The organism is Aminipila sp. (assembly GCF_032051575.1).
Lineage (GTDB): Bacteria > Bacillota > Clostridia > Peptostreptococcales > Anaerovoracaceae > Aminipila.
Genome location: NZ_DAMBYD010000006.1, coordinates 128,448 through 140,768, shown reverse-complemented (window position 1 = coordinate 140,768; position 12,321 = coordinate 128,448). Strand labels below are relative to the sequence as shown.

Here is a 12,321-nt window from a genome sequence, read left to right as displayed (position 1 = left end):
GTATAAATATCAGTATTGAAGACTGATACTTAACAGGCGGCATCAATCAAATGTTGTGGGTGCGTTGTATCCTTATATCTAGGGACATATACAAGACCATAGTTTTAAAATTAAATGGAGTTTTTATGTTAAGAAAAATAACTGCCGAAGAATTCCGTCATATATTTGAAAAAAAATATACGACGGAATTCTTAGATATATCAAATTCAATCAAAATATCTAAAATCAAGAATAATAATATTTGTATTAAAGGATTTGACATAGAATCATTTATTCTTACAGATATAAGAGTACAAGAAGCGATGTCTTTTCTGTATAATGTTCCCTCAGTGGAATATTATACAGTATCGCATAATATTGGATTTAAGAAAAATAAAAGTTTCGAAAAGCAAGTTTCAGAGCTTTATCAGATTTTTGATAATATTTCTGTCTTGGAAACAAATTCAAAAATTTTTGCATTCCAAGTTTCAAAGGTTAAAAAAGATGCTATTGAAATTTATGCAGAACTAGTTAATAGCAAGAGAGTTAATGCTTTTATAAATCACTTTACATCCAAAGAATTAGCAGATGACTTATCAGAGGAAAGTATATATATATATTTCCCTGAAAATATGAAACAAAGTGATTTAAAATTAAAAGAACGATTAGCTTCTGATGAATATATTCAATATCTTTTAAAAGATGATAAGCAATTTGTATCTGGAAATTGCATATCTGTTTCTCATTTAACATTGAATGAAATTAATGATGATCCATACATTAAAGCATTTAGTAATTTAATAAGTGACCCATTGTTTCTTGATGTTTCTATGGAATATGAATTCAATCAATATACCAAGTTTCTTAGGTGGTAGAATTTTAAAAATAAATAATGTTGAGGAAAACTACTTAAAAGTAAAAGGGTGTAATAGCATTGAGGCAAATGAACATAAACAGGGGGAAGTGGTATCATTATTGTCTACTCAAGGCATACGGAGATAGTTTGTTTGCTGGAGAAGAGGTAGTTTAAAAATAGAATAAGAAAGAATCACAGTATGTTGTGGTTGAAGTGAATTGGGGCAAAATACCGGATGTAGAAAGGATTTTTGCCCCTTTAAAATAGGAAAAAATTGATGTAATAGCATAGAAGAAGGCAAGAACCATCAAAAATTCAATCTGAACCTATGCTATAATAATTGCAAGGAGGTGAAATTGGTGACACATATTCAAGAAATTCAAATAGTATTAGATTACATTGAAATGAATTTATGCGAAGAACTGACTTTAGATGGAATTTCTAAAGTAGGAGGATTTTCAAAATTCTATTTCCATAGAATTTTTCAAAGAGAAGTTGGAATCTCGTTATATGATTATATTAGAAAGCGAAGGCTTGCCAGTGCTGCTTCCGTTCTGCTAAATTCAAATACGTCTATACTGGATGTTGCCTTAATCTACCACTTTGAATCTCAAGAAGCCTTTACGAGAGCTTTTAAAAGTGTTTATCAATTGCCCCCAGGCAGATATAGGTCGGCCATTAAGGATTTAAGTATTGGAGGAATAAATATGAATAATGAAATAAAAGACTGGATTATTACAGGAACCGCACCTGAAAAATACCAAGTCAGCATTGACCATAATATATATCATATGGGTTCTAAGTCAGCAATGATTCACTCTATCGGAAACGAATTTTCAATTGGAGAATTTGGTACTATAATGCAACAAATTAGTGCTAAAACTTTTGTTGGAAAGAGGATGCGCTTTTCGGGTTTTGTAAAAACCCAAGACGTGGAAGGCTGGTGTGGATTATGGATGAGAATAGATAGTGCTTTGAGTGTTACGTTGAAACTTGATAATATGCAGAGCAGACCAATTACAGGAACAACTGAATGGAACTACTATTCTTGTGTACTGGATATACCAGAGAATGGAGCTATTATTAACATAGGTATATTGCTGACCGGTAAAGGGCAGGTATGGTTTGATAATGCCGATTTTCAGGAAGTTGACCATAATACACCAACAACTGAATTTGTTTCTGAAGATGTTTTCCCAGATCATCTTTTAAATCCATCATTTGAGGCAGTATGATTTAATACATCACATAATATGGACAAGCAAGAGTTTTTTATGCAGAAAAAAAGACGAATTGTTCCGCCACGGAACAACTATGTCTTGACGACATCATTATCGCAAATTCAAGGCATACGGAGGTAGTCTGCTTGTTGGAGAAGAGATAAAATCTAAAATACAAGATTAATGGCCGCGGTATCAGGAAATACTTAAATAACCTACAGACTCTGCCTCATTTTTAATTGTATAAATTAAAAAGAACGGATGGTGACAATGCCAAAATTCCTGTATATGGATTAGGGACACAAAAGGTTGATTAGTTAAGCAACATGATTAGTTTGGATAATAATTAATAACTAAAAAAGTGAGAAGGTTGTCTTGCCCATTGACATAGGTATGCCCGATAGAAGAATCAAACATAAGTGAATCTCTCCATCGTTTAGTATATAATCGCCTGTGTCTGTACGAAGCATTAGCTCTCCATGATTGAAAAATAAAGGACTTTTATTTGGTCTATGAGTTTATCACGGTTCATATAATTTACTCCTTTTCATAAAAAGTTTATTTTGTTGTCAGTAGGTTTAGGGTAACTGCTGAACCTCTTCTTAATATTTCTACATCTATTTAGCTTTCAGCCATGGTAAAGCCATCAATTGTTTTTCTCTTGCCTATGGGGGTTTTGATCAATTATTCCTTTATATTAATAGAGTTATTATTTGCTGATGAAAGAATTTTATTCAGATCTGTATTAGACATGACTTGAACTGGAGATAAAATATGCTATATTTAATATGAAAGACTGCTATCATAACTTTTTATAGGGGTTAAAACGAAGAACCTGGCTTGAGTGCCTGGTTTTCCATATACATTGTGCTAAGTCAAAGGAGTACTTTTTTCTAATAATATCCTGTGTTGTTACCGAGGGAAAAAATAAGGTCGTATTATGGAGGTCAACTCAATGCCTAGAATGTAATTTGGAATTTGTTGTAAAAGTCTTCTTGAAGGAGTAAAATTAAAATGTTGTTTTAGATTGTTATTCCTGTGGGAGATGAGTGTTCTTTCATGAGTAATAAAGATATTTTAAATATTGAGCTTCATAAAAGAAGTGGGGGCACATTATGACTAAAAACAATAATATGCTGGCAATTCTATGGATGCTGAATTCAGGCGTAAAAATGAAATAGTAGAATTTGAGAATTGTGGAGCTTTGTACTTCAAATTTCTAAAAGATAATAAGTATTAATTTCTCGTCATTCATGATATGATTTCAAAATGCATGAGGAGATGGTGCTTATTTTTTTATATTACAATAAGTTAATTTGTTAACAAGATAAGGAATGACGTTATGTTTTATGAAGAAAAGATATCATGGATTGAGAATACCCCTCTAGGCGTTCGTATAAGGAATATTGAATTCGTGCCAACACATATTCATGAGAATATTGTGGAGATGATTTTCTGTCTAAAGGGAACTGTAAACTTTTCGTACGAATTTGAGGAGTTTAACCTGTCTGCCGGTGAATTTATCTTGGTTGACAAAGATGCTCACTTTCTATCTGGGGAAAAAGAAGATAACATCTGTATCTCTTTTTACATTAATTTAGAATGGTTTGCAGAAAAATATACTTACATAACTAGTCTTCTTTTCGTTTGTGAAGCTACTAGAGAGAGCAGTAAACCTTATCCTACATATTACCACAAACAAATGAGAGGAACGTTAGTCGCTATACTGTTTTATTTATCAAATCACGAAAACGCTGACGATGATTTTCAAAATACGATAATCAATGGAGTGGAAAAAATCATTGATTTATTGGTTCATCACTTCGATCTTGCATTTTTCTATAACCCGGAGCTGATATTAAAAAAAGAGCTTATGGAGCGCAGCCGCAACATGATGGTATACCTCCAGAGTCATTCCACTGAGAAAATTACGTTAGAGACCATGGCACAAGACTTTAATCTGACTAAGTCTTATCTTTCCGAGTTCCTACGAACATTTGAAATAGGTTTCAGAAAGTTATTAAGCTACATCAGAGCCAATAATTCTGAGAAATTATTAATGACAACGGATTTAAATATTATGGATATTTCAGAGGCTTGCGGCTTTTCAGATCCCAAATATTACTATAGCGCATTTAAAGAATGGTATAAATGTACGCCCAGTCAATTCCGTAAGATTTATCAAAATATGATGAATGAGGAGGATTTGGAGATGGAACTGAGTTTGAGCGAGGTGCTTGAACCGTTGAATAATTTGATGTTGAAAGATTATTTAGATTTATTTTTATTCTAATTTAGTAATGGAAACTTTAGAGCCACCCATATAGGGTGGTGTTTTTATAGCCGTTTTAATGTTAAATCCGATAAAAACAACTATAAAACGACATTGAATATACTTTGAATTTCAAGTAGTCTAAAGTAATACAGAAATTAATGGAAAAATCCTTATATAAAATCAAGACTATAAAGGAAGGTACACAAAATAAGGAAGGAATACAAAATGATGAAAAAAATTCTCGTGTCAATTTCGATGATTGCATTAATTGTTTTTAATATAATTATAAATACTCAAACGGCACAAGCAGAAACAGAAACACTTTTTAGCCAAGGCAGCCAATATTCTGCTGGAGCTTATGACTTGAATGCCGCTCAACCAACAGAATATAACTGGACAAGACAATCACGGTATACTGGGCCTTCAAAATATGAAATATTTTGGTCATTCAGCGCAGATTATCTCGTAAGAACTGCACCTGCAATAGGGGCAGATGGGACAATTTATTTTAGTTCGGAAATTGGCACAATGTATGCGCTAAACCCCGATAAGACTGTGAAGTGGACCTATCCTCTGGTGGGAAAACCAATATTATCTTCACCGATAATAGGGGCAGACGGAACTATTTACATGATTTCGTTTAGTATATTTAGTCCGGTGAATTCGAATGACAATAAATTGTATGCCATGAATCCAGATGGTACTCTGAAATGGTCATATTCTGTAGGAGGCCAGGTGGCAGATTCCCCTGCAATAGGAGCAGACGGAACTATTTATGCTGGTTTTATGGATGGTAAATTTAGGGCCATAAATTCTGACATAAATCCAGGTAGTCGCCTAAAGTGGGAAATTGATTTAGGAAATACGCTAGCTGCTTCTCCAATAATAGGAGCAGATGGAACTATTTATATTGGTACTTGTGAAGGCAAATTATATGCCATAAATCCTGCTGGCAGCATTAAGTGGTCATATGATGTAGAGGGTTTTTTAGGTAATGCAGCGGCAATAGGAGTAGATGGAACTATTTACATTGGGAGTGATACTGGTATATTATGTGCTATAAATCCAAGTGGAACCCTCAAGTGGAGAATGAAAACAAGTGGCACGGAGATAAGCAGTTCAATAGCAATAGGAGCAGATGGTACGCTATATTTAGGAGCATATGATTATTTCTGTGCCATTAATGATTCAGGAACAACAGGAGAAACAAAGTGGTCTTTAAAGTTCTCTAATGAAGAGGACACAAGAAGTACACCCATAATAGGCGCAAATGGGATTATTTATACTACGACACAGACGCTAGGCCCATCATTTGGCGAACTATATGCTATAAACCCCAATGGTACTATAAATTGGAAGGCGGCTACTGGTGATTCGCGAAATTCTCCTACAATAGGGAAAGATGGAACCCTTTATATTGATTCAATATATAAAAACGATGGATTAAAAGGAGATTATAGATTAACTGCTATAAATACGTGTTATACCATTACCTTTAATTCAAATGGTGGCAGCTCTGTTGCAAGTATCAAAGCAACCCCCGGGAGTACAATAAAAGCTCCAGCTGATCCCGTGTATGAAGGAAAGCTCTTTAAAGGGTGGTATAAGGATTCAGGCTGTTTGACACCTTGTAATTTTAATACAGATAAAATTACAGCAGATACAACTATTTATGCAAAATGGGTGGATAACAGTCCACCGGTATTAGATGAAATAGGGACAGTCAATGGAGAAGAAGGCAGCTTGATTAGCTTTATATTGGCAGGTTCAGACCCTGATGGTAGTCCAGTGACCTATTCGGCAATTGACTTACCAGAAGGAGCAATATTTGATGCAGCAAGCGGGACTTTAACATGGACACCTGGGATAAACAAAGCTGGTACTTATACTGTTAATTTTACAGTAAGTGATGGAGAATTAACAGATAGTAAAAATGCCACAATTATCGTTACTGCAAAGCCAACTTATGGATTAGCAATATCACAAACAGGAACCTATACCTTTCCAGCACAAACAGAAGGATATGTCTCAACAACTCCGAAAAGCATAACAATAAGCAGAGTTGGAACAGGCGATGTAACAAACTTAGCAGTAGCTTTGAGCGGAGTCAACGAAGGGAGTTTTACCCTTGAGCAGCCTAGTACAACTATCCTAAACAGTAGTACAACTTCAGCAGCCTTTACAATAACGCCTCAAAACGGTCTTGCAGCTGGAACTTATACCGCAACGATAACAGTAACCGCGGACAATGGCATAAACCAAAGCTTTGACGTTACTTTTACAGTAAAAGTAAACCAATCAAGCAAGGCAAACTTAAGCAGCTTAACATTAAGCAATAGTACCTTATCTCCCATGTTTGTGTCTGGGATAACAAACTATACTGCAAGTGTGCCAAATAATATTACGACGGTAACAGTAACCCCCACTGTTGAAGAAAGCAATGCAACAGTAAAAGTAAATGGCATAACGGTAACAAGCAGCAGCTCGTCAGGAGCCATAAATCTTGACGTGGGGAGTAACATTGTAGAAGTTACAGTGACAGCAGAAGATGGCACAACAAAGACTTATACTATAGCTATTGAGCGTATGGAGGCTAAGCCCTCCTCGGGAGGGGGTGACAATTCTCCAGGAGGGGGGAACAATTCCCCAACTAACAGTACAACGCCAACTTACAAGGCAGTGGTTTCAAACAGCGGCTTATCGAAAAGCACCCTGCCAGTTAATGTAGATATGGATACCCATAGGGCAACGGTAGACGTGGGAACTCTGGGAAAAGACATATTTGACGGTACAGAAACAGAGGGCATTAACATACCGTCCATCCCAGGCATAAACGCATATACTTTGAGAATACCTGTTAATTCCCTGTACCGCTTAAAAGAGAAGGACTCTATGAACTTCTGCAATAGTATAGGCAACGTTACTATCCCCATAGACATGCTGGCGGGAATCGCGGGCATTAAAGGGAAACAAGCGGACATCACAATCGGAAAGGGTGATAAATCAAAGCTGACTGATGAAATAAAAATGACGATTGGCGATCGGCCACTTATCCAACTTAACTTGACTCTCGACGGAGCGCAAACCGAATGGAATAACCCGGCTGCGCCAGTTATGGTAAGTATACCTTATACACCTACAGCAGCCGAACTAGCGAACCCTGAAAGAATTGTTGTATGGTACATCGACGGCAGTGGTAAGGCACTTTCCGTACCCGACGGGCACTATGACCCAGTCACAAGATCCGTTACCTTCAGCACAACACATTTTAGCTACTATGCCGTAGGCTTCAATCAGGTGAGTTTTAACGATATAAAGGCTGGCGCATGGTATGAAAAGGCGGTTTCGTATATAGCCGCGAGGGAGATTACGAAAGGCACTGGCAACTATCATTTCAGCCCGGAAGCAAAGCTGACCAGAGGAGAATTCATAGTCATGTTGATGAAGGCGTATGGAATAGCTCCGAATGAAAAGTCTAAGGATAACTTCAAAGATGCGGGTAACACCTATTATACAGGTTACCTGGCTGAGGCGAAGAGGCTTGGAATATCCGAAGGAGTGGGTAATAACCTGTTTGTACCGAAAAAGGAAATCACACGCCAGGAGATGTTTACGTTGCTGTACAGTGTATTGAAATCCTTAAATGAGCTGCCTGAGGGGGATTCAGGCAAGATACTCACCAACTTTTCCGACAGTACCGAGATTGCCGCCTGGGCGAATGATGCCATGACACTGCTAGTGGAAACGGGTACCATCAGTGGCAACGCCAGTAAGCTCACTCCAAAGAGCATGACTAGTAGAGCGGAAATGGCACAGCTATTGTACAATTTGCTATCAAAGTAGATTTGCAATAAAATCTTTGAAAAAATTTGATAAACAAGTACTTTTTACATTGTTATTTTAAAAAAAGTTTCGTAAAGGATGGCTCAGTTTTTGAGCCATCCTTGTTTGGTTTTACAACGCCATTTGGCTGCTGATTAATTGAAAAAATAGTTGAAAAACAGAATACTATTGATTTTTACAATAATTTAAAGTATTCTAAAACAATTAAATTATTAATTAGTTACAATGATCTTTGACGGTAATGTTGTTGTCGGAAAACTGTAGTTACTGTATTATCCAGAATATTAAGTGGTTTAAGGTCAAATTAAAGTAAGGTGATAAAATGGGAAATGATAATACTGTAATGTTAGAACAGCCTGTGGAACTGAAAAGGGTTCTGAAACTCCCGACACTAGTTTGTCAGGGACTAGCATATTTATGTCCAGCAAGCGTGCTTTTTTATTTCGGAATAGTGAATGATATGACTGGAGGAAATTTTCCTTTAGTTCTGATAATTACAACTTTTGCAATGCTATTGTCAGCATTGAGCTATGCAAAGATGAGCAAAAGATATCCAGTTGCTGGATCGGTATATAGCTATGTATCTAAGGCAATAAATCCAAAGCTTGGATTTATTGCAGGATGGACGATAATGCTAGACTATTTCTTGTTGCCTATGACATGCTATTTATCCTGTGGTTTATACTTAAATGTAGCTTTGCCTTTAGTGCCGATATGGGTATGGATCTTTGTAACGGTTATATTTGTAACGTTCTGCAACTATCGCGGAGTTGAAGTTGCTGCATTTATGAATAATATCAATACAATTTTTCCTATTGTTGTAGTTATTGTCACCTTAGTTTTTATAATACGATTTGTTATAGGCGGAGGAGGTACGGGGACGTTGCTATATGCAGAGGGCTTTTATAATCCTGATACAATCAAAAATCCAGCCATTTTTTCGGCTGCGGCAATGATGGCAATTGTATTTGTAGGGTTTGATTCTGTAACAACGTATTCAGAAGAGACAATTAATCCCGAAAAAATGATTGGACGTGCAGTTGTTATCATTTGTCTGGGTGCGGGTATCGGATTTATCATAGTAGCCTATATCATGAACTGCGGATGGCCGACGGCTGTGAGAGAAATGGCAAATCCTAATACTGCAATTATAGAGTATTATGCTTACATAGGAGTAGATTGGATGAATTCCGTTTTTATTGTATTAAATACCTTGGCATGTATTGGGTGCTGTATTGCAGGACAAGCGGCGACTACAAGAATTTTATTAGGGATGGGCCGCGATGGTTTTTTTTCTAAGAAATTCTTTGGTTATATCCATCCTAAATACCAGACTCCATCAAAAAATATTTTATTAACCTCAGCAGTAGGTCTTACTGCAGTTATATTTCAGGACAACCTTGCAGAGGCGATTTCGCTTGTAAGCTTCGGCGCTCTGGCAGGCTTTATTTTTACCAATGTTACTGTAATTTTCCAATACTATATTAAAGAACATCAGAGAAATTTAAAGGGAATAATCACTTTTCTAATAATGCCAATAATAGGAACTATTGTATGTGTATACTTGTGGTTCAGTCTCACGATACAGGCAAAGATTGTTGGATTTAGCTGGCTTGCACTGGGAATAATTTTCTTGACTATAAAAACAAAAGGGTTCAAAGAATTACCGCCGGAGCTAGAACTTTGATAGAGGTGCTATTATGAATGCAGATATCATTCTGAAAAACGGAAAAATCTATTCTGTATCTGAAAACGATGACATAAGTCGAGGGGCAGCAATTGCTATAACAAAAGGTACGATAACTGCTGTCGGGGGAAATCAAGATATACAGAAGTATGCTGGACCAGATACGAAAGTGATTGATTGCAAGGGGAATACGATTCTACCCGGATTGTGCGATGATCATTGTCACGCATCATGGACAGCGAGCGCTATCATGGGATGCAATTTGTTCCATGTGTATGTCGGAGAAGAATATAAAACTTGCCAGGCTGTTATTGATGAATATATGTTACGATTATCAAAATATATTGTGGAGCATCCCGACGAGGTAATCATCCGAGGAGCAGGCTGGAACCTTTCCAACTTCAACGGAGCATCTGGAGAAAAAAGGATGCCCACAAGGCATGATATTGATAAAATATGTTCAAACAAACCGGTAATACTCGAGTCATTTTGCCAGCATAATATTTGGATAAATACCAAGGCGTTGCAAATCGCAGGGTTGGATGAAACTACGCCGGATACTGAAACTGGTGCTATCCTGCGTGAAGAAGATAATTATCCAGTAGGAGTTTTTCAGGAGATGGAATCAATCAACTTAATCAAGCGACAAGTGCCTGAATATGATTTTTCCGTGGATCAATATAAGCAAGTCATAAGATATTACCAAAAAAATCTGGCAAATAACTATGGTGTGACAATGATCAATGATGCAATGCATACAGACAATGCAACTGCAGCTTACAGGGAATTGGATGAGGCAGGGGAACTGACCATGCGGGTACGTGGAGTATATACGCTGGACTATAAAAATCATCAGGAAACAATCAAAAATATCATATTAGCAAAAGGCAGCGACAATAGGGGAAAACTTTTTAAGAGAAATACTATAAAAATATTCTTGGAAGGCGAAATGAGTACATGTGAACCCTATGACGAAAACATAATCAAAACATGTGGATTGACACAAGGATATAATGGAAGACTGTTCTGGGATGATAATGAACTGATCTGCTGTATGCGTGAAATAATAAAAGCAGGCATGCAGATTCACATACATGCAATGGGAGATCTATCTGTAAAACAGGCGGTGGAATGCCTGTGTAAGGCGCAGGAAGGTGCAGAGACGCAGCAAAGAAATGTAATTGCACATCTTATGCTTGTTAGAGATGAAGATGTTAAAAAGATGGCTAAGGCAAATATTGTTGGTTCCTGTCAGCCGAGATGGATGGTGTATGATACCGATGTGCAGGAATATTACATCCCTTTCTTAGGAGAAAAAAGGGCCTTAACGGTTTTCCCATGCAAGAAACTTCTTGATGCAGGATGCATAGTAGCTTTTGGAACTGATTTTCCTGTAACACCTCCGCCAAATCCCTACCACGAGATTCAGTGCGCATTAACCAGATCTGTTTTTAAGGATGCACCTGACTATGAAAGGTTCAAAGGAAAAGTCCTAGCACCGAAAGAAAAAGTTGAGCTGAAAGATGCCATGAAGAGTCTGACGTGGAGCGGAGCTTATCAGAACTGGCTGGAAGATGTGACAGGAACCATCGAAGTGGGTAAATCAGCGGAGCTTGTTTTGCTCGATTGTGATCTAGAGAATATTCCGGTGGATGAAATTTACAAGCTTAAGGTAAAGAGCACTATCTTCCAAGGGCGAATCGTTTACGAAGGGTGAGAGAAACACATTAAAGATAGCTCACCATAGAACGTGCCAAAATAAAATAAAAATATAATACAAAAGGAATCACTGGATATGTGATTTTAGAGTGAATTTGGGGCAGTAATCAAAATCAGGAAAAGAAAGTTACTTTGCTGCCAAGGAATGACTAGTTCCTGACGACATCATTATCGCAAATTCAAGGCATACGGAGGTAGTCTGCTTGTTGGAGAAGAGATAAAAGCTAAAATACAAGATTAATGGCCGCGGTATCATGAAATTAAAGTTAAAAGTCGTAAAAAAGTGAGAAGGTTGTCTTGCCCATTGACATAGGTATGCCCGATAGAAGAATCAAACATAAGTGAATCTCTCCATCGTTTAGTATATAATCGCCTGTGTCTGTACGAAGCATTAGCTCTCCATGATTGAAAAATAAAGGACTTGGTAGGATATTGGCGTAACCGAGATTTCGGATACCCTTGAGCAGATAAAAAAAAAGACAAAATGTGTTTCAGAGTAAGAAAAATAGAATTGAATCACAATATGTTGTGATTTTAAGAAAAAATAGGGCAAGAAAATGACGGTTTGAATAGGCCAAATTCGAAAATATTAATGATTTTACACTAGCTCTGAAGGCACAATTGAATATTGAATCAGTGAATAAATAAGAGGCAGAGTTTGCAGTCAACTTAAATGATTCACAAACCCTGCCGCTTTTCAGTATAGAAGTAAACTGTAAGCAGCAAATCCATGATGATATTC

General features: G+C 36.9%; 6 protein-coding genes. All 6 read left to right on the top strand.

Going from position 1 to position 12,321, the window contains the following annotated elements; genetic code table 11:
• The first annotated feature begins 125 nt into the window (after window positions 1-125).
• The 6 genes from RTW14_RS09765 to RTW14_RS09740 all read left to right on the top strand — a co-directional run bounded on the left by RTW14_RS09765 (window position 126) and on the right by RTW14_RS09740 (window position 11,577).
• Window positions 126-854: a hypothetical protein gene (locus tag RTW14_RS09765; protein WP_312650218.1), complete on the top strand. Its 729-nt coding sequence runs from the start codon at window positions 126-128 to the stop codon at window positions 852-854.
• 340 nt (window positions 855-1,194) lie between these two features.
• Entirely contained in the window at window positions 1,195-2,070 is an 876-nt protein-coding gene (locus tag RTW14_RS09760; protein WP_312650215.1) for a helix-turn-helix transcriptional regulator, read from the top strand.
• A gap of 1,399 nt (window positions 2,071-3,469) precedes the next feature.
• The gene (locus RTW14_RS09755; RefSeq protein ID WP_312650211.1) at window positions 3,470-4,348 is read left to right on the top strand and encodes a helix-turn-helix transcriptional regulator; all 879 of its coding nucleotides are present in this window, start codon (window positions 3,470-3,472) and stop codon (window positions 4,346-4,348) included.
• A 207-nt stretch (window positions 4,349-4,555) separates the two neighbouring features.
• Entirely contained in the window at window positions 4,556-8,173 is a 3,618-nt protein-coding gene (locus tag RTW14_RS09750; RefSeq protein ID WP_312650208.1) for an S-layer homology domain-containing protein, read from the top strand.
• Window positions 8,174-8,495: 322 nt separating this feature from the next.
• Window positions 8,496-9,860 carry an APC family permease gene (locus RTW14_RS09745; RefSeq protein ID WP_312650205.1) on the top strand — a complete coding sequence of 455 codons (1,365 nt, stop codon included), beginning with the start codon at window positions 8,496-8,498 and terminating at the stop codon, window positions 9,858-9,860.
• Window positions 9,861-9,873: 13 nt separating this feature from the next.
• Window positions 9,874-11,577 carry an amidohydrolase gene (locus RTW14_RS09740; protein ID WP_312650202.1) on the top strand — a complete coding sequence of 568 codons (1,704 nt, stop codon included), beginning with the start codon at window positions 9,874-9,876 and terminating at the stop codon, window positions 11,575-11,577.
• The last annotated feature ends 744 nt before the right edge of the window (window positions 11,578-12,321 follow it).

What these genes read in the sequence shown, in the direction of transcription:
- RTW14_RS09765 (WP_312650218.1), top strand. Translation starts at nt 126, where the DNA reads ATGTTAAGAAAAATAACTGCCGAAGAATTCCGTCATATATTTGAAAAA.
- RTW14_RS09750 (WP_312650208.1), top strand. Translation starts at nt 4,556, where the DNA reads ATGATGAAAAAAATTCTCGTGTCAATTTCGATGATTGCATTAATTGTT.
- RTW14_RS09745 (WP_312650205.1), top strand. Translation starts at nt 8,496, where the DNA reads ATGGGAAATGATAATACTGTAATGTTAGAACAGCCTGTGGAACTGAAA.
- RTW14_RS09740 (WP_312650202.1), top strand. Translation starts at nt 9,874, where the DNA reads ATGAATGCAGATATCATTCTGAAAAACGGAAAAATCTATTCTGTATCT.